Annotated in this window: 21 protein-coding genes; 6 read left to right on the top strand and 15 right to left on the bottom strand. The window is 39.1% G+C overall.

Annotated elements, in window-relative coordinates; all coding sequences use genetic code 11:
• Positions 1 to 17: 17 nt before the first annotated feature.
• The 7 genes from ACERJO_RS06530 to ACERJO_RS06500 form a co-directional block, all read right to left on the bottom strand.
• Positions 18 to 833 (bottom strand): YfkD family protein, encoded by an 816-nt coding sequence (locus ACERJO_RS06530; protein ID WP_373646970.1) that lies wholly within the window; start codon positions 831 to 833, stop codon positions 18 to 20.
• A 116-nt stretch (positions 834 to 949) separates the two neighbouring features.
• Positions 950 to 1,576 (bottom strand): YczE/YyaS/YitT family protein, encoded by a 627-nt coding sequence (locus ACERJO_RS06525; protein ID WP_373646969.1) that lies wholly within the window; start codon positions 1,574 to 1,576, stop codon positions 950 to 952.
• 2 nt (positions 1,577 to 1,578) lie between these two features.
• Complete coding sequence (locus ACERJO_RS06520; RefSeq protein WP_373646968.1) at positions 1,579 to 2,961, bottom strand: MATE family efflux transporter; 1,383 nt, start codon at positions 2,959 to 2,961, stop codon at positions 1,579 to 1,581.
• A 32-nt stretch (positions 2,962 to 2,993) separates the two neighbouring features.
• Positions 2,994 to 3,374, bottom strand: coding sequence for an OsmC family protein (locus ACERJO_RS06515; RefSeq protein ID WP_373646967.1), 381 nt, complete (start codon positions 3,372 to 3,374; stop codon positions 2,994 to 2,996).
• A gap of 710 nt (positions 3,375 to 4,084) precedes the next feature.
• Complete coding sequence (locus ACERJO_RS06510) at positions 4,085 to 4,453, bottom strand: hypothetical protein (protein WP_373646966.1); 369 nt, start codon at positions 4,451 to 4,453, stop codon at positions 4,085 to 4,087.
• A gap of 109 nt (positions 4,454 to 4,562) precedes the next feature.
• Entirely contained in the window at positions 4,563 to 4,709 is a 147-nt protein-coding gene (locus tag ACERJO_RS06505; protein WP_162831724.1) for a hypothetical protein, read from the bottom strand.
• Between the two features lie 129 nt (positions 4,710 to 4,838).
• Entirely contained in the window at positions 4,839 to 5,255 is a 417-nt protein-coding gene (locus ACERJO_RS06500; protein ID WP_373646965.1) for a hypothetical protein, read from the bottom strand.
• A gap of 158 nt (positions 5,256 to 5,413) precedes the next feature.
• Between ACERJO_RS06500 and ACERJO_RS06495 the strand changes: the two genes are divergently transcribed.
• Positions 5,414 to 5,578 carry an FbpB family small basic protein gene (locus ACERJO_RS06495; RefSeq protein ID WP_081728013.1) on the top strand — a complete coding sequence of 55 codons (165 nt, stop codon included), beginning with the start codon at positions 5,414 to 5,416 and terminating at the stop codon, positions 5,576 to 5,578.
• Between the two features lie 159 nt (positions 5,579 to 5,737).
• On the opposite strand, the gene ACERJO_RS06490 is transcribed toward ACERJO_RS06495, so the two are convergent.
• The gene (locus ACERJO_RS06490) at positions 5,738 to 7,513 is read right to left on the bottom strand and encodes a M3 family oligoendopeptidase (protein ID WP_373646964.1); all 1,776 of its coding nucleotides are present in this window, start codon (positions 7,511 to 7,513) and stop codon (positions 5,738 to 5,740) included.
• 181 nt (positions 7,514 to 7,694) lie between these two features.
• On the opposite strand from ACERJO_RS06490, the gene ACERJO_RS06485 reads away from it, so the two are divergent.
• The gene (locus ACERJO_RS06485) at positions 7,695 to 7,898 is read left to right on the top strand and encodes a zinc ribbon domain-containing protein (RefSeq protein ID WP_373646987.1); all 204 of its coding nucleotides are present in this window, start codon (positions 7,695 to 7,697) and stop codon (positions 7,896 to 7,898) included.
• 207 nt (positions 7,899 to 8,105) lie between these two features.
• Here ACERJO_RS06485 and ACERJO_RS06480 read toward each other — a convergent pair whose 3' ends face one another.
• The 3 genes from ACERJO_RS06480 to rnhA all read right to left on the bottom strand — a co-directional run bounded on the left by ACERJO_RS06480 (position 8,106) and on the right by rnhA (position 10,766).
• Positions 8,106 to 8,420: a catalase-related domain-containing protein gene (locus ACERJO_RS06480; RefSeq protein WP_373646963.1), complete on the bottom strand. Its 315-nt coding sequence runs from the start codon at positions 8,418 to 8,420 to the stop codon at positions 8,106 to 8,108.
• 359 nt (positions 8,421 to 8,779) lie between these two features.
• Positions 8,780 to 10,180 (bottom strand): aldehyde dehydrogenase, encoded by a 1,401-nt coding sequence (locus ACERJO_RS06475; RefSeq protein WP_373646962.1) that lies wholly within the window; start codon positions 10,178 to 10,180, stop codon positions 8,780 to 8,782.
• The gene (gene rnhA, locus ACERJO_RS06470) at positions 10,164 to 10,766 is read right to left on the bottom strand and encodes a ribonuclease H (RefSeq protein ID WP_035344332.1); all 603 of its coding nucleotides are present in this window, start codon (positions 10,764 to 10,766) and stop codon (positions 10,164 to 10,166) included. The genes ACERJO_RS06475 and rnhA overlap by 17 nt, the downstream gene beginning before the upstream one ends.
• 83 nt (positions 10,767 to 10,849) lie before the next feature.
• On the opposite strand from rnhA, the gene ACERJO_RS06465 reads away from it, so the two are divergent.
• Together ACERJO_RS06465 and ACERJO_RS06460 are read left to right on the top strand one after the other, a co-directional pair.
• A complete protein-coding gene (locus ACERJO_RS06465) occupies positions 10,850 to 10,984 on the top strand; it encodes a hypothetical protein (RefSeq protein WP_260505913.1) in 135 nt (44 codons plus the stop codon).
• A gap of 95 nt (positions 10,985 to 11,079) precedes the next feature.
• Positions 11,080 to 11,331, top strand: coding sequence for a hypothetical protein (locus ACERJO_RS06460; RefSeq protein WP_247105942.1), 252 nt, complete (start codon positions 11,080 to 11,082; stop codon positions 11,329 to 11,331).
• A 252-nt stretch (positions 11,332 to 11,583) separates the two neighbouring features.
• Here ACERJO_RS06460 and ACERJO_RS06455 read toward each other — a convergent pair whose 3' ends face one another.
• A complete protein-coding gene (locus ACERJO_RS06455; RefSeq protein ID WP_247105941.1) occupies positions 11,584 to 11,901 on the bottom strand; it encodes a hypothetical protein in 318 nt (105 codons plus the stop codon).
• A gap of 321 nt (positions 11,902 to 12,222) precedes the next feature.
• Between ACERJO_RS06455 and glcT the strand changes: the two genes are divergently transcribed.
• Both glcT and ptsG read left to right on the top strand, forming a co-directional pair.
• On the top strand, positions 12,223 to 13,053 hold the full coding sequence (gene glcT / locus ACERJO_RS06450; protein WP_247105940.1) for a glucose PTS transporter transcription antiterminator GlcT: 831 nt from the start codon (positions 12,223 to 12,225) through the stop codon (positions 13,051 to 13,053).
• A 181-nt stretch (positions 13,054 to 13,234) separates the two neighbouring features.
• A complete protein-coding gene (gene ptsG, locus ACERJO_RS06445) occupies positions 13,235 to 15,271 on the top strand; it encodes a glucose-specific PTS transporter subunit IIBC (RefSeq protein ID WP_373646961.1) in 2,037 nt (678 codons plus the stop codon).
• A gap of 50 nt (positions 15,272 to 15,321) precedes the next feature.
• Here the strand turns inward: ptsG and ACERJO_RS06440 are convergent, their stop codons facing one another.
• The 3 genes from ACERJO_RS06440 to ACERJO_RS06430 all read right to left on the bottom strand — a co-directional run bounded on the left by ACERJO_RS06440 (position 15,322) and on the right by ACERJO_RS06430 (position 18,802).
• Positions 15,322 to 16,110: a carbon-nitrogen family hydrolase gene (locus tag ACERJO_RS06440; protein WP_373646960.1), complete on the bottom strand. Its 789-nt coding sequence runs from the start codon at positions 16,108 to 16,110 to the stop codon at positions 15,322 to 15,324.
• A 123-nt stretch (positions 16,111 to 16,233) separates the two neighbouring features.
• The gene (locus ACERJO_RS06435) at positions 16,234 to 16,740 is read right to left on the bottom strand and encodes a hypothetical protein (RefSeq protein ID WP_373646959.1); all 507 of its coding nucleotides are present in this window, start codon (positions 16,738 to 16,740) and stop codon (positions 16,234 to 16,236) included.
• A gap of 199 nt (positions 16,741 to 16,939) precedes the next feature.
• Positions 16,940 to 18,802: a PTS fructose transporter subunit IIABC gene (locus tag ACERJO_RS06430; RefSeq protein WP_373646958.1), complete on the bottom strand. Its 1,863-nt coding sequence runs from the start codon at positions 18,800 to 18,802 to the stop codon at positions 16,940 to 16,942.

Below are 18,802 nucleotides of genomic sequence, written 5' to 3'. Positions count from 1 at the left end.
TTCTTTATCATGGCTTATTACCGCGGCTTACTAGAGGAGATAAATGTGAACGAAAGATGATCTTGAACCGGAATCCATGATCCGACCCCCTGCTGAGTTACATTTTTCACTTCTAGTCTTCTTTTCCCACCTTTAAACGTTAAATAAACCTCGCCATACGTCACTTTCCCTTTTTCATGAACAGCCGGAACATGACTATACAAGTATCCTACCTGCTTAGCAGGAACATTATACTCATTTTGCTTTCTCGTTCCTTGTCCAATGACCGTTTCAAACGCAAGAGGTAAATTCGTTTCTTCTGCTGCATGAATCATCATCATTTTTTTTACGGCTTCACTATTCGGTATTTTAGCGGTTAAACCACCTGCGAACTTCTTCTGTTGCTCCTGGTAATAGGAGAGTTTCTTGGAACTATTACCGCCTCGATTATCAACAAAATTCGTATTAATTTTCTGATGCTGCCAATTCACTTCCGTACTTTCAGATTGATACGATAACGGCCATTCACCTAAATAAATCGATGCTCGAAAGCCAATTGCTAGCTTGGAGTACTGGATCGTTGATTCATTCAGCAACTTAACTAAATCAGGGTTCTCAATCGTAATGTCTGTTGTACCCATTAATTCTTCCGCAAGCTCACTCGGCTGCAAATAAGGCAAATCTTGAGTAGGGTTCGTATACGTATTTTCCTTACCGATTTTAATGACAGTATCAGGCACATCAAAATTGCTTTCCTTCTCTTTTGTCTTATCGTCTTCTGATTCAGCTAGCATATGAACCGGAGACAGCATAACAGCCAACATAACAATGAACCATATGAGTACACGCTTCATCGTACACTCCTCCTTCAATCTAAACTATTTTATGAGTAGTTTGAGCAGAGGAAAAAGATATTATCCATCAAAAGGCCAGTAAAAAGTTTGAATACAACTTTTTACTGGCCTGATCGTTAACTATGTTCATTTTTTACTTTTTCCCATTGGATTTTCTTCTCAACCCTAGGATAGAACCATTGAATCATCGGTCCAATTAAAACGGTCACTAAGATCGTTCCAAGTCCAATCGGTCCACCAACGAAAAAGGCAATCGCTAACGCAAGAAGCTCAGTAATCGTTTTCGCAATGAAAAAGTTCACCTTGAGCAAATCTTTAATCGCGAGCATCAATCCATCAACCGGAATACGGGCAAACTTAGCTTGTAAATAGATAGAGGCACCAAAGGCTATAATAACAATACCTAAACACAAAACAATGAGCTGTAATAGAAACGTTGCAAAAAAAGTATTAGAAAAAATATACAACAACCAAAAATCGATAAAATATCCTAAAACGAAAATCGTAACAATTGAAAATAATTCAGGCTTTGATTTTGTAAGTAAAGCATTTAGAAAAATTAATGCAACACCAATAAAAATAACCCAATTGCCGACAGTATATGTCGTCATATTTGCTAAACCAACATTTAAAGCATCCCAAGCGCCCGTGCCTAATCCAGATATAATCGTTAACGATATTCCAAATGAAACGATAAATAACCCACCGACATAGCTTAGAATTCTTATTGTAAAAGCATTCATCGTTATAACTTCTCCTTATTTCTTGTCGTATCCTTCGATGTCCGTTCAGCAATGTCTTCACTAATCTTTCGCCAATTTCCGTGGAAATAATAGCCGATTGCAAAAAAACTACTCACAATAAAACTAACTCCCATTCCAACCGCAATCCCATTTTCACCTAAAAAGTGCGAAAACAATGCTGTTAATGGGTATCTAAGCAGCCAGAATGAAATGATATTTAGCATTAATATAGGAAACATTGCACCCGCAGCACGTGCGACCCCATTTAAAACAAAATTAATGCCTAAAAAAGGGTAGAAGAACGCGATCGTCTGAACGTACATCGTACCAAAATCAACCGTTTGCTCGTCCTGGATAAACATTTGAATAAGTGGCCTCGCACTAACAAAGACAATCAAACTAATTATAAATGAGACGACAACAATTAATCCTACAGCTTTTTTCGCTATTTCATCTACTCGTTTCCACAGTCTAGCACCGATATTTTGCCCTGCCATACTATTAACAGCTGAACCTAACGTTAATGCAGGTAGCATAATATAGCTATCTAAGCGTTGAGCAGCACCAAATCCAGCAACAACATCTTCTCCATAGCTCGTGACGACACTCATAATCGCTAAAATTCCTGCTGAAATAGTCATCATCGAAAGTCCAGCAGGTAAACCCATTTTAAACAACACGATGAAGTAATTACGATCCGGCCATGTTGGCACTTGAAACGGAATACCCGCTTTCTTTATTGAAAACCATAGACCATAGACAAAAGCTGTTCCCTGCGCGACAATTGTCGCATAAGCAGCTCCGTCAATTCCTAAATTAAGCACATGAATAAACAATGGATCAAGTGCGGCATTTAATAACACAGCGATGAAAATAAAACGGACAGGTGTACGACTATCTCCCATCGCTCTTAGAACAGTACCAATAAAATTATAGCCAAATAAAAATAAAATACCGACAAAGTTAATCTGTAAATAAGATTGGGCTAGTGGAAGGACAGGCTCAGGTGTCCCGAGCAATCGTAAAATCGCCCCAGAAAAAAAGAAGCCAATAAATCCTAATAATACTGTTAATGTCCCAAGAACAAAGACAAACGCATTTAAGGACTCCTTCAGTCCTTTCTCATCTTTTGCCCCTTTACGCTGACTTATAACCGTTAATGTCGCACCATTTAATCCAATAATAAAGCTTAAAATCGTAAAGATCACCGTTGCTGAAATCGTGATCGCAGCTAATGCATCAGCCCCTAACAAGTTACCAACCCAGATGGAATCAATTAATTGATAGGAGGATTGTAAACCATTGCTCAAAAAAATCGGCCATGAAAAGATAATCATCTTCTTTAAGATGGGTCCCTGTGTAAAATCGAGCTGCTCTGCTTTCATGTTCTTTCCTTCTTCCGCACCATGGGATCAAGTTACATCTGCTTGAAGCTTTCCGTCACTTGAATGCTGTCTTTCACCGATTGAACGATCGGGCAATTTCTTTTCGCAATTTCAAGTGACTTCTCTATTTGCTGATCACTTGCAGAGCTTCCTACTATATTAAAATGAAGATGGATATCTGTCACTTCATTTGCACCTGCTTCATTCCTTGTCACATCCGCTTGAATCGTAATATCGTCATATGTAATTCGCTTTTTTTCAAGAACCTTACGTAATACTCCACCGCTACAAACCGCAACAGATGACACTAGTAGCTGAAACGGTCGAAATCCAAATTCCTCATTCCCAGAAATATCTAATGTCCCAAATTCAAACTCACCTTGAAATCCATTCTCTTTCATTTTAAATTCCATCATTCCACATCCTTTTCTTTCAATTCTTCAGTCTAGTCTAACATACGTTTGCTTAAGATGTGACATCCCAAATACAAAAATGTGATAACGAGGGTAATAAAGTTTGGCCATCCGCTTAAGGGCCGACTGCTGTAGGAGGAAAGGGCAGGGTGAAATCCACCGGCGTGTCGGTTATTCAACGTCCTCCATCTCGGTCGCGGGCTCGAAGCTCAGTAACAAATCTCTAAACAAAAAAGCCTGTCGACCGTCTCGCTTTTGCTAGACTTTGTCGACAGACTAAAGGTGGCCAACGTAATGTGGCCACCTTTTATTCACCTAATTCAGCGATCATTTATATATTATTCAACGAACAATGTGGGGTCGAAACGATTTTTATCTTTTGGAGACACCTCATCTCATTCATGTTAAAAAACAATCTTGAAAATCTTTGTTATCCTCCAACGTAATCACCTCATTAAGAATTGACTACAAAATCAGTTACTATCCTATTGTGCCTTTGAACAATGATGATCGTGAACATTTGGTGAGTGAGTAACAGCTTTAGCTGTCCTCGATTATTATCATGTCCGTTTGTCATGAAACTATACAGATTTTTTTAGGAGATCAGACATCAGCCCAGTGGCTTTTTTTGATCGAAAGGAAGCTCTTTTCCTGAGATTCTCTTCGAAAAAAAATTGAGAGCTTGTCTCCCCAAGACAACCACTTAAACATTATTCTTTCAATTTCTTCACTTCTTGTGCAACACCCTTAGTCGCTTGAATCACGTCTTCTGAGCTCTCTTTAATATGAGATACTGTTTCAGACATCGTTTTCAGATCGGTGGAAATTCCTCTTATAGCCTCAGAAATTTCATTAGAAACTTGCTTCATCTGTGTCGTAATTTCCTCACGATGATCACGAATAAAGCGGACGGCTTCTGATGCACTTTCTGTTGCATGCTTACACTCCGAAACGATCTTCGTTCTCCACTCCTTCTTTGCAAGAACAAGGCCAACAGCTACAGCGCCACCTATCCATAAGCCTTTGCATAATGAACCATATTTCTTCTTCGTCAATTCTGTCTTTACTTGTTCACTCATCATCCCATCCTCCTTCACAAGTCTTTCTTTTATTGTACCAATAAGCTTGAGAAAATGAAAAGAAAGGGATGCACGAATTCACAGTGCATCCCTTCATATCGATCAAACCTTAATTATATGCTTGTGTGAGGAAATCATCTGTTTCAACAGATTCAAAGCCTTCATATTCAGCACTTTTTAACTCGTTTAACTCGTTTGCTAAGCGCTCTAACTCTTTTTGCATATCCTCGATCATTCGCTTTTGAGAAACCGTCATATGACCTCGCTCCTTTTATCGTTGTTTTCCCCTGATTGAGCACTCGCTCAGTTTTATAATAAAAAAAAAGAAATTCATTACTTTTAAAGTTAAAAATATTCTAACAATAATTTAGTTATTTGTAAATAGTTATTGCTCATTTATTTGCTGAATTAAATTTTTTTCATATTGTTGTCTCTCTAACAACTCATTTAGACGCTCCACAACAACATAATCTGTTGCCTGATTCGATAATGCATGCAGCTTTTGCTGACGCTGTTGATCTGCCTGCTTTTGTTCCGCTACACCAGCGTGATACGATTCAGGCCTGTTAAATGGTAATTGATCGACAGACGGCTCTTGACCTGTCAAATATGAATATACCCATTTGATGCGACTATAATACAACCTTCTGCTCGCTAACAAACGTCTCCATATTTGCCGCTCTTCTCGATTAATGGCAATAACAGATAAATAATCGATTCTCAATACGTCTGAACTTTCATATTGTAGGATGCTTAGCAGATCACGAGGATTAATTTCACGAGCATATAACATATAACTCAACGTTACCACCTCTACATGACTACTCTTATTGAGGTTGTTGACTGACCTCGTTTCGTATTATGCACAAATCAACTTTTCGAAAAATTATAATAATTCAATCATTAAGTGAGGCATTATCTGCTATAATAGTTGTATTACTAAAGAAAAGGTGATGTTTAATGCGTAAACATTTAACATCGTTTCAAGACCTCGTTCAACAAAACAAAAAACAATTACTCGAAGACCCCAAAGCTCTAGACGAAATTGAAAAACGACTAGAAGACAGACAAATGAAAGCAAGTCTCCAACACGTACAAGACGATCCTGACCAAAAAGAAAACTAACGACCCTATCTACAAGCTAAAAATCGCTCAGACCTATCATGCTGATCGATTTTTTCTTTTTGCGGACATTCAAGAGGAACGCCCGCATGATTACCACCATTCTATGCTTTACGTTCATATATATGCACGTTTACCATCAAGCTTTCTGTTAAAGCCTTTTTATTCTTTTGTTAATGCCATAAATTCATCAATATCTGCTAAAACGACATTAATAGCCTCCTGCCAAAAGTCAGGCTTCGTCAAGTCAGCATCGAGATGCTTCTTTGCTAACTCCTCAACACTCATTCGTGCAGTATCCTCCAATAAAGCAATATAGCTTTTCTCATAAGAACTTCCAACCTCCTGAGCCTTCTTATACAAACCGAGACTAAATAAATAACCAAATGTATAAGGGAAATTATAAAATGGGACACCGGTTATATGGAAATGCAATTTAGATGCCCAAAAAGTAGGTGAATACGTTGACAATTGTTGACCATATGCCTCCTGTTGAGCAGTGATCATTAAATCATTTAATTGCTCAGCCGAAAGCATACCCTCTTTTCTTCGTTCATAAAATCGAGTTTCAAATAAAAAACGAGCATGGATGTTCATGAAAAAGGCAATTGCTCGAGAAATTTTATTTTCCAACAGCGCAATTTTCATTTCTTTCGTGTTTGCTTCCTCCACTAATGCATCTGCAACAATAGCTTCAGCAAATGTTGAGGCCGTTTCAGCCACATTCATCGCATACCGTTGAGATAGTGGCTCCTTCTCCTTCAAACAATGCGCATGAAACGCATGGCCCAATTCATGTGCTAACGTAGACACGTTAGACATTGAGCCGTCATACGTCATAAAAATTCGCGATTGCTTTGACAATGGAAACGTTGTACAAACCCCCCCTGGTCGTTTATGTGAACGGTTCTCAGCCTCCACCCAACCATCGCGCAAAGCTCCTTCAGCAAACACCGCTAGTTTCTGACTAAAACGTTTAAAGTGGCTAATAATCAATTCACATGCATGCTCGTAAGGAATGCTTTGATTGTGCCGCAGTGGCAATGGTGCATTCACATCATAAATAGCCAGTTTCTTTATTCCTAACAACGTTGCTTTTCTATCCATAAAAGGATAAAGCATTTGTTTGTTTTTCTTAATCGTATCCCACATCATTTTCAACGTTTCGTCTTGCATTCGATTCATTTCAAGTGGTTCCTTTAAAACAGAAGTCCAGCCTCTCGCTTTGTACAACTGGATACGGAAACCAGCCAAATGATTTAAAGTGGCTGCAAACAGTCCAGCCTCTTCTCCCCAAGCCTTCTCTGATAAATGAAAGGCCCGTTTGCGAACTTGACGATCTACATGGTGAAGCCGATTTTGCAATTGTCCTGCTGATAGAAATTTTTCTTGACCGTCCTCTACAAATGGTATACTCATTCGACCGACTGCCTGTTGATACACCTTCCCCCATGCATGGTAGCCATCAATAGCCAATTGTGCCGCTAGCTTCTCTTCAGCTGGTGGCAGCTTCTCCTTCGCACTCTCCCTTCTTTCCAATAGGTGGAAGGATATTTCTTTCATCTTCTTCTTTACTAATAATTGCTCCCACTCTGTTTCAGACAGCAGTGTTAATTCAACGTCAATCATCCCCCAAATCGTTTGCAAAGCTGTCGACTGTACCGTTATTTTCCCCTGCCATAAGGCTGCTTTTTCATCCTTAACATTTTGAGCGGTTAAACAACTGACAAATGCACTAGCCTCTCTTACACGCTGCATCGCTTGCTGAGTGTCAACAATAAGTGATTCTAGCTCTTCTATCCTTTCTAATCCCGATTGTAGCCGGCCTTCCAGCTCATTTAAACAACCATCCGTTTCCTCGACAAATTGCTTAAATTCACTTGATGTACTTCCTCCTTTAAAGATAGAAGAAAGCTCCCATACGTCTGGATAATTCATACAAATCCCCCTCTCTTTATTTGAGGCATCTAAAGTTAGCAGCGAAACTTTTTCAGCACCATTGATTTTACTAGTAGTCTATTTCGATACCGTTCATTCTATCACCTTCACAACGACGATTGAAACGTAAAAAGGTTGAGTCTCGTATATGAATAAACAACCTTACGAAAGGATTGATTCGATGAAAAAGAATGGCTGTATCAAATGTGGACATACCGAAGCAAAAACGAAGGAAATCGCTACAACCGGGACAGGGCTGTCTAAAATGTTAGACATTCAACATAACAAATTTATCGTTGTATACTGCACAAACTGTGGCTACTCAGAGCTCTATAATAGGGAAATGTCCAGCACATCAAATGTCATTGATTTCTTTTTTGGCTGAACTAGCATAGCGTGTTTAAAGCAATATACAGAGCCAGCGTACTTTTTTGAAAGCTCTCTACAAGTGAGCTGCTTGTAAAGAGCCGCGCGGCGTACAGTTCCATTGCCCTCTTTGCATTCTTATCGACAACAGTATCCGCATAGAATTTCCTAAATAATAAAAAAAACAGTGTCTCTAGTCCATTACTCTAAAGACACTGCTCCATCTCTATCCATTTAGCATACCAACATACGGTGAGATGTCTACACCTAGACGATCTGCTAAGTTATGCCCTAACTGTTCGTCCGCACGATAAAAATTACAAATCGCGATTAAGCGAGTTCGCTCCTCTACTTGTGAAAGCTCCGAGACTACGTTAGTCACAAGGGTGTCCTGCTGCTCCTTTGTGTACTTACGGTAAATATCTCCTGCTTGCTTGAAGTCCTCCTCTTTCGCTATGTGTTGACTAGCAAGCTGCTTCATTAACGGATACCCCTCTAGCACTTCTGAGTCTTGCTTAACATCATTTGATTGATTACTCATTACGAATCCCCCTATATCTTCATTTTCAAATCGTTGATCACACTAGACATGACCGACAAGGAAAATTAATTATTTATAATAATTATTATATGATTATAATTATCATTGTAAACAATCTATTTAAAGCTGTCAACTTTTATTTATAATAATTATAATTAAGAGGCCATTTTTAAAAAGTTTTGATACTAGGAGAACACTGAAACGTATCAATCAACTTTTTTAGCATCTTTACTTTGACTAGCAATGGTAGAAGTTTCCCCTCGACAATAGCTCGCTCTTTGTTATACAACCGTTTCAGTTTCCATCCTATATATTCTCAATTAGAAACTCGATAAACTATTTAATTAAGAATAGGAGCTTTATTTCACCCATTTTCTTAATAGAGATAATAGCACCGAGCCTTGCTTATAGCGAAATGGAATATCAAAGTTTGTGGCCTGCTTCAGCAAACTCTTTTTCGTCGTAAAGGTTAAAAAGCTATCATAGCCGTGGTAAGCTCCGATTCCACTTTCACCTTTACCACCAAAAGGTAAGTGTGGTGTAGCTAAGTGCATAATTGTATCATTGATACAGCCTCCACCAAATGGAATTTGTTGCGTAATCATCTCCTGGAATTCCTTCGTTTCTGAGAAGACATATAGAGCTAATGGATTAGGATTACGATTGGCCTTTTCCATACAGTCCTCAGTTGTAGTGTATGAAAATATCGGTAATATAGGACCGAATATCTCTTCTTGCATAATAGACGCATCCCATGCCACATTCGTTAAAATCGTTGGCGATAATAGATCATTTTCAACATCAACTTCTCCACCTACTACGACTTCACCATCTTCCAAGAAGGATACTAACCGTTTCAAGTGACGCTCACTTACAATTTTAGGATAACGCTTCTGTCGTATACGCTTTGAAAATAGCTTTTTCGTATGCTTCTGTATAAGTGACAGAAAGGAATCCATCACCTCTTCATGCACGAGGACATAATCAGGTGCTACACACGTTTGACCTGCATTCAAAAACTTGCCCCAGGCAATCCTCTTAGCAGCCAAATCTAGCTTCGCACTTCGGTCGACAATGGCCGGACTTTTCCCACCAAGCTCAAGTGTTACCGGAGTTACATGCTCAGCTGCAGCCTTCATCACAATCTTGCCTACCTTTGTACTTCCAGTGAAGAAAATATGGTCAAAGCGCTGTTCTAACAAAGCTCGACTCACCTCGACATCTCCTTCAATCACCGTCACATATTCATCATCAAAATACGTTCTAATCATTTCAGCAATGACTTTTGAAGTATGTGGGGTTAATTCTGACGGTTTGATAATTGCGCAATTTCCTCCGGCAATCGCTCCAATTAAAGGTGCAATTGCTAAATGAAATGGATAATTCCAAGGGGCAATAATCAAGCAAAGTCCATGAGGTTCATAATAGACGATACTTTTCGAACCTTTGTGCGTAATCGGTGTCTTGACCTTTTTAGGCTGCATCCATTTTGATAAATGAGTAAGGATATGTGTTATTTCTTGGTAAACCGGGGCAAATTCCGTTAAGAATGCTTCTTCTTTCGGCTTATTTAAGTCAAGCAATAGCGCATCTAACAACTGTTCCTCATATTCCTTTATCGCTTCCTTTAATTGTTTTAACTGATTTAATCGAAATGTTAAAGAGCGTGTACTTCCATTCATGTAATATGCTTTTTGCCTATTAATGACCGTTTCCATAGCTATCTCTTCACTCCCGTCTATATTAACTCTTTCTACCATAATCAGCTTTAATTTCTCCCCACTTCTCGGTGTGCCATTTCTTAATTTCATTCTCATACTGATTCGTTTGTAGCCAATGTTCGGCACGGTCCATCAATGACCAAATGTATTCAGTTTGTAGATTTCTTTCTAATGTCGACTTTGCTTTCTTTTGCTTCACCCATTTAATCGCCGTCAAAGAATCCGAATAAATGGTTTTATGACTTCCTTGCTTATGTAAATAAGCGAGACCATGAACAATCGCCAAAAATTCACCCATATTATTTGTCCCTATTTTTATTTCATCATGGGCAAAGAGAATTTCCCCTGTTTTCGTATCGACTCCTTTATATTCAACGATACCCGGGTTCCCACGACAACCAACATCAACGGAGATACTATCCCATTCAATTTCACCATCGTCACATTGTGCTGTCTTCTTCTGCGCCTGTTCACCTTTCAGTGCTCGCTCCGCTTCTTCTCTAGTTGGGTAAGATTTGAATTTAGCACCGACATACCCTTTCACCTGTGCTTCACATTCCATCCACGACGTAAAAATCCCCGTCTTACGCCCTTTCCAAACGACATAAAATTTCTTTTTAGCCAATTTAACACCTCATGAATAAGATTTGTTGTTAATGAAATAGTAACAATGAAATAACGAATTGACAAAGAAAGGAGCATATACTCATGAAAAAGCGCAATCCACAAAAAGAAAAAGCCTTAACGAATAATAAAACACCGAAAGAATCACTTTTAAACGAGGAAGTAGCAAGCGAAATGGTCGATAACGGATCAAACAAAGCGAACAAGAAAAATCGTTAAGCTTCAAATGTTGCACTAATAGATGAACGTTGCTTTATTTTACGTATATCATCGCCTCTTTTGTCCAATAATGGTTCTAAAAAGAGGTGATGAGCATGAATATAAGTATTAATCGTAAGCGTACCGTTCAAGAGGCTGGAGATTTAATTAGCACGAAAGACAATCACCTTTATGCCATCATTGAAGATAAAGGTGAACGTTTTCCTTATCACTTAGTCTGCTTGAAAACCTTCACCATTGTTGAAAGCTATGACTCCGTCCCAACGAATAAAGAAATTGAAGAAGATACCGGAGAAAAAATCAACGGCATTTACGATCATACCGATTCTCACATTAGCGTGTCATAAGAAAAACGCGACAGCGTCTTTTCTTACCTACAAATCCGCCTAGATCTTCCTCAATTATTCCCTCACTTACTTCTGCGACATTTATCATTTTTTTAGCGGCGTATGTAGCCGTTACAATGAGTTTGAGCACAACTGAAAGGGGGGTTCTTTCATACTATCACGCATGAGCCGACTATATCTGTAAACCTTAACCATATCTTCTTAAGCGAGAACAACACGTAAAGCTACCAAGCCCTACGTGTTGTACTTTGTCTATTTCGCTTCTGCTTCTTGCTCTTCAAACCATTCATCTAACACCTTTGCATCCAAGACTCTAGCCTCAACAAAGGCAATTTGCTTGTCAATAAATAAAGGCTGCCATTTGATCTTGAGATCCTTCGCCATACCAACAAGCGTCAATAGCTCTTGCCATGCCACATAGCGCTTATACCAAAAGAATTGAGGCTGTTCTGTTATATATGGGTAGAGATCATCAAACTCAGTGTGCTTACAATCAACCGTTCTCTCAAACTGTCGTTTTGCCGCTTGAAGGCGTTGTTCAAAATAAGAATGTAATTGTTCTTGCTCCATGTTTATGATACCCTCCCATTTTCAAAATAGTTATTCTCTATATATCTATCATACCACGATCATCATCATGACAAAAGGATGACGATTAGCACGGATCTATATACTGTTACCAATATGTCCATCATTCGAGATCACTGGATAAGTTTAGGCTAAGTATTTATCCAGTGGTCTCCATTATTCACCTTTTCCATACACACTTACTAAAAATAGACAACATACAATGATTGACGCTTTCATGCAATCTCGCTATGATAGAATGAGTGTCAATTGTACGAATAAAAAGACTTACAAAGAAAATCTTAATAAGATGGGAGGTTAGTCATGCTCTCCGTCAAAAAATCATTAAATAACAATGTCCTCGTAGCCACAGATTCTAAATATGGAGAAGTCGTTCTTATCGGTAAAGGGATTGGCTTTGGTAAAAAAAGTGGTGAGACGGTATCAGAGGAAGAAGCAGAGAAATTTTTTATTTTAAAAGAAGCAAAAGAACAAGAGCAGTATAAACAGCTACTTGATTATGTTGATGAAGGTTTTATCGGTTTAATGGATGATATGATTCATTTAATCGAAAAGCGCTTCTCCATCAAGCTCCATGAACATATCCATATCGCCTTAACCGATCACTTATTCTATGCAGTGAAGCGTGTTAAGCAAGGTCTTGATATTTCAAATCCCTTTCTTACAGAAACGGAGCTCGCTTATCCGAAGGAATATGCGGTTGCAAGTGAATTAATCGAATATTTGAATGAGTCACTCAACATTCACATTCCACGTGGAGAAATTGGCTTTGTTACTTTGCATATTCATAGCGCCTTGTCGAACCGTTCACTATCTGAAGTCAATAAGCATACACGATTAATTGGTGAGTTAGTCCAAATTATCGAAAATGTCTTATCGATTTCGATTGATCGTCAAGACATTAATTATTTACGATTAGTACGTCATCTTCATCATGTCATTGAACGAATCGAAAAGGAAAATTACATCGATAATCAAGAATCTTTAAAAAGAGTGTTGCAAGAAGAATATCCAATATGCTACAATCTTTCTTGGAAATTGATGAAGATTATGCAGCAAACATTGCACCGCGATGTCCCTGATGCTGAAGCTGTTTACTTAACATTACATCTTCAGCGTCTAGCTAAAAAATAATGTCATTTTTTATTATTCTTTTTACCGTGTGACTGGTCATGCAGGCATGAGAGAAAAGAGAGTAATTCACAATGATTAGGAGACAATAATGTTATCCTATATCATTTGTGATACCTCTTTTCACTCATGTCTTTTTTGTGTTGTATCGTCTTCATCAAACTATTTATAAGGAGGAAATTATATGTTTAAGAAGTCTTTTGGCGTATTACAGCGTGTAGGTAAAGCACTTATGCTTCCAGTAGCGCTTTTACCAGCTGCAGGTATTCTGCTTGCATTTGGTGATGCCCTGCAAAACCCTGATATTACATCTGCGATCCCTGCACTTGAAGCAACTTGGGTTGTCATGCTAGCAAGCATCATGCAAAGTGCTGGTTCCATCGTTTTTGATAACCTTCCGCTTTTATTCGCTGTTGGGGTAGCGATTGGTTTATCAAATGGAGACGGTGTTGCTGGACTTGCTGCCATTATCGGTTACTTGATTATTAACGTAACGATGGGTGTTATGGGTGGTATTCATGCAGACATGATTAATGCTGAAAACCCACAATATAGTTTAATTCTCGGTATTCCTACTTTAGGAACAGGAGTATTCGGTGGGGTTATTGCCGGTCTACTAGGCTCCTATATGTATAACAAATTTTTCAACATTGAGCTACCACCGTACCTTGGATTCTTTGCCGGTAAGCGCTTTGTTCCAATTGCAACAGCGTTTTTCGCCCTTTTCGTTGGGGTTCTCTTACATTTCGTTTGGCCTTCTGTGCAAACAGGAATGAACGCGATCTCTTACTTAATGGTCGATTCCAATCGTACGATAGCTGCTTTTATTTTCGGAGTGATTGAACGTGCATTAATCCCGTTCGGACTACACCACATTTTCTATTCACCATTCTGGTTTGAATTTGGTCAATACACAAATGCAGCTGGTCAGCTTATACGTGGAGATCAACAAATTTTCTTTAATCAAATTCGTGATGGTGCAGAGTTAACGGCTGGTACATTTATGACTGGTAAGTTTCCATTTATGATGTTCGGTCTTCCAGCAGCAGCACTAGCGATCTATCATTGCGCACGTCCTGAGAAGAAGAAGGTCGTAGCTGGTATTATGATTTCTGCAGCCTTAACGTCTTTCTTAACAGGGATTACAGAGCCACTTGAATTTAGTTTCTTGTTCGTTGCTCCATTATTATTTGCGATTCATACGATTTTCGCAGGTTTATCCTTTATGGTTATGCACATGCTTGACGTAAAAATTGGAATGACCTTCTCAGGTGGGGTTATTGACTTCTTACTTTATGGTGTCTTACCTGGTCGTACAGACTGGTGGCTTGTTATTCCAGTTGGTTTAGTATTTGCAGTTATTTATTACTTCGGCTTCCGCTTTGCCATTAAGAAGTTTAACTTAATGACACCAGGACGTGAAGATGATGAAGAAAGTGAAGAAAAGCCATCAAGCTCTACTTCAGAACTACCATATGAAGTATTAAAAGCACTAGGCGGAAAAGAGAATTTAACAAACTTAGACGCTTGTATTACTCGTCTACGCGTTAGCGTTGATGATGTCAATAAAGTGGAGAAAGATACATTAAAGAAACTCGGTGCATCCGGTGTGATGCAAATGGGTAACAATATTCAAGCGATCTTTGGTCCTCGTTCTGATCAAATTAAATCACAAATGCAAAATATTATTAGTGGACGTACACCTGCTCCTGCAGAGGAACAACCTGTTGAAGAAAAGATACAAGAAACAACACCTACTACAAATGGGGAGCTGTCGTTCCATGCACCTATTGCTGGGGATGTTTTACCGATTACAGAAGTTCCTGATCAAGTGTTCTCAGGTAAAATGATGGGAGACGGCTTTGCCATTGTACCATCAGAAGGCTTAGTCGTTTCACCTGTGAACGGTAAAATTATTAATTTCTTCCCAACGAAGCATGCTATTGGTATTTTAGCTGATTCAGGTCAAGAAATCTTAATTCATGTTGGTCTTGATACAGTGAACTTGAAGGGTGAGGGCTTTGATGCGCTCGTTTCAGAAGGTGACACGATTACACAAGGACAGGAGCTTCTAAAATTCGACCTTGGTTACATTGGGGAACATGCAACTTCTACGATCACACCGATTGTTTTCACGAATTTAGCTGAAGGACAATCCGTTAATGTGCTCGCAGGAAAAAGTGTGAGTCGTAATGACAGTGACATCATTAAAATTAAATAACTATATAAGAAAAAGCAAGGGCGTAAACTCCCTTGCTTTTTCTTAGTCTATTATTTATATAAGGAAGGGACTCGACTTGTAAACACTGGAACATCCTGTCGAATGCGCTGAACATCTTCCACGTTTAATGAGGCTAACAACGTCTCTTCCCATTCAACTGAACCGCTAATGATGACTTCTCCCCACGGGTTAATTACTTGAGATTGTCCAGCAAATTCCACCCCATCATATGCACCGACACGATTTGAACTAACGACATACAATTGATTTTCAATCGCTCTTGCTTTTAGTAGCGTATTCCAATGCTGCTCTCTAGCTAAAGGCCATTCTGCAACAACAACTAGCATTTCCGCCCCCTCCAAGGCCAAAGACCTTATGAGCTCCGGGAATCGCAGATCATAACAAATGATCAATCCTATTTTTCGTCCCTCTAATTCAAATACTTCTGCCTTGTTATGCCCACCGGTTAAATAATCGTCTTCCTTTAACATCGGCACTAAATGAATCTTATCATATTGGTATACTAACTCCCCTTGTCGATTATAGACGAGAGCTCGGTTGTAAAAGTGACCTTTTTCTTTTACAACGATTGATCCTGCTATAACATTCACTTCATATTTTTGCGCTAATCCAGCTAGAAAGAACTCCATTTCATCGTTGTTTTCATCAATTAATTGCTGAAGTTGTGGAAGTGTATACGCAGTGGTCCACATTTCTGGTAAAACAAGCAGATCCACTGAATCTTCTTTACAAACCTCTTCTGCCCAGTTCGCTACTTTTTGACGATTTTGTTCAATCTCACCCGCAATAATATCCATCTGATAAATCGCAACCTTCATCTCCGTTCGCCTACCTTATACTAATATGTGTATGTTTATTTTATCATAATACTATTCATTAAAAGACTGAAAGAAAAACGAGGGACTGAAAAAGTTGCTTTTACTTTTTCAGCACCCTCACTGTTAACCCCTTTCTAAGTCCAAATTCTGTACTTTCCTCTCTCGAACCTTTAATAAAAATTGAAAAGCAAAATAAACTACGAAGAAATTACCGAAAATTTGAGTGTTCATAACCCAACTCGAAACCCCTCCAGAAAATAGGTTTGAAATAAAGAAACTTGAACCATTATTTTCACCATATAACGTTAAAAATTGAAACGGAAAGCCGTACGAATACATGTATTTAACTGTATGGAGATGCTCTGGAGACCTATCTGGAATAACTAGTATGAATAGAATGATTACACTGATCGAAACCCAAACCGCTCTACTATCTATATATCCCTTACCCCATCCTCTTTTTTTATATAGAATATATATGAAAATAAGAGTAAATATAAACGAAGTCCATAAGTATTTTTCAGCGTCAATACCAATAAGTGAATAAACAAAGAATGTAACAATGCTTAAAACTGTGCCGCCAACAAAAAGCAATAAAATAAATCGCATTAATTCTAACCCTATTTTCATTTTTCTCCTCCTTACCGATTAGAGGGTACAATAAAGTATACTTAGTTTACCCAGTAACATCCTAACTTTTAAAAATTGGAATTAAATCCCCTAATTAATTCTTTAACTATAACACAAATTGACTATTTGCGAATAATTTTCTATAACCCCAATAGCACCCAAGCCGCTTCATACAGCGTTGGGTGCTTCCGTATTTATCTTAAACCGTTTTCTTCTTCCATACTCCTAGTATAAGAGCTGTAACGATTGCTCCGACTAAAATCGCAAACAAGTAAGCAAGCGCACTTCCATAAACGAGTGGAATGACAAATGCTCCACCGTGCGGCGCCGGTAAACCGATTCCGAATAAGGCTGTTAATCCACCAGCTACAGCTGAACCGACGATAATCGAAGGAATCACTCTTCCCGGGTCAGCAGCGGCAAACGGAATCGCACCTTCCGTAATAAACGATAATCCTAATACGTAATTGGTCTTACCACCTTCACGCTCTTGCTTCGTAAATTTATTTTTAAAGAAAGTCGTCGCTAAGGCAATACCGAGTGGCGGAACCATTCCACCCGCCATAACAGCTGCGTGCGGACCGAAGTTTCCAGCATCAATCATCGCAATTCCAAATGTGAACGCAGCTTTATTAATTGGTCCTCCCATATCAATTGCCATCATGCCACCTAAAATAATCCCGAGAATGATCATGTTCGACGTACCCATTCCTGATAACCACGATTCTAACCCACTATTAAAGGCTGCTAATGGACTAACTAACAATAGCATCGCCATACCTGTCAAAAAGATATTGAGAACCGGAAATAGTAACACGGTTTTAATTCCTTCTAAAAATTGCGGTAACCCTTCTAACAAACGCTTCATAAATAAAGCGACATACCCTGCTAAGAAACCGGCAATTAAACCACCTAAGAAGCCAGCTTCACCTGTTGAAGCAATTAATCCACCAACCATACCTGCAGCAAAACCTGGGCGGTCAGCAATACTCATCGCAATAAAGGCCGCAAGAACAGGAATCATCAGACCGAATGCATTGCCACCACCAATCGTCATTAGCATATCAGCAAAGGCATTGTAGCTCGGGTGATTCGGATCACTCGCCTCAATTCCAAATATAAACGAGATCGCGATTAGAATACCGCCTCCGACAACAAATGGCAGCATATTTGATACACCATTCATTAAGTGCTTATAGAAGCCGCGGCGCTCACCCGACCCTTCATTTGCTTGACTGCCTCGTTCTGCACTTTCATACACCGGCACTGAATCTGACAACGCTTTCAAGATTAACTCGTTAGGCTTACGGATACCATCTGTCACTCCTGTTTGAATAACTGGTTTACCACTGAATCGAGCCATATCTACTTTCGTATCAGCCGCAACAATAATGGCGTCAGCCGCTGCAATCTCATCAGCTGTTAGACGATTTTTCACTCCGCCTGATCCGTTCGTTTCAACCTTAATCGTCACTCCCTGCTTTTGCGCTTCTGCCTTCAAAGCATCAGCAGCCATATACGTATGCGCAATGCCTGTTGGACAGCCTGTTACCGCTAATAGTTGAAAATGAGAACTTGAAGACGGATTCTTTTCTGATTTCAATTGCTCCTCTTCCTTTTCATCAATAGCCCTTACAATTTCGTCCTCAGAGCTTGCTGCTAGAAGTTTGTTGCGAAACTCTTCATCCATTAAATATGTCGACAAGCGTGATAGTGTATCTAAATGTGATTGAGTCGCATTTTCCGATGCTGCAATCATGAAGAATAAGTGAGTTGGCTGTCCGTCTAACGATTCATAGTTTAAACCATCTGACGAACGCCCAAATGCAATAGCTGGTGTTTGGACACCGGCACTTTTCGCATGTGGAATCGCGATTCCATCACCAATTCCCGTCGTACTTTGTTCTTCTCTCTCCCAAATATCTTTCTTGTACTGTGAAGGATCATTTAACCGTCCAGCAGAGTCAAGCTTTCTAACTAGCTCATCAATCGCTGAGGACTTATCCGTTGCTTTCATGTTTAACACAATCGTATCTTTTTTCAACAGCTCTGAAATTCTCAT

This window comes from Halalkalibacter sp. AB-rgal2, assembly GCF_041821005.1.
GTDB lineage: Bacteria > Bacillota > Bacilli > Bacillales > Bacillaceae_D > Halalkalibacter.
This window is presented reverse-complemented; position numbering and strand designations above follow the sequence as displayed.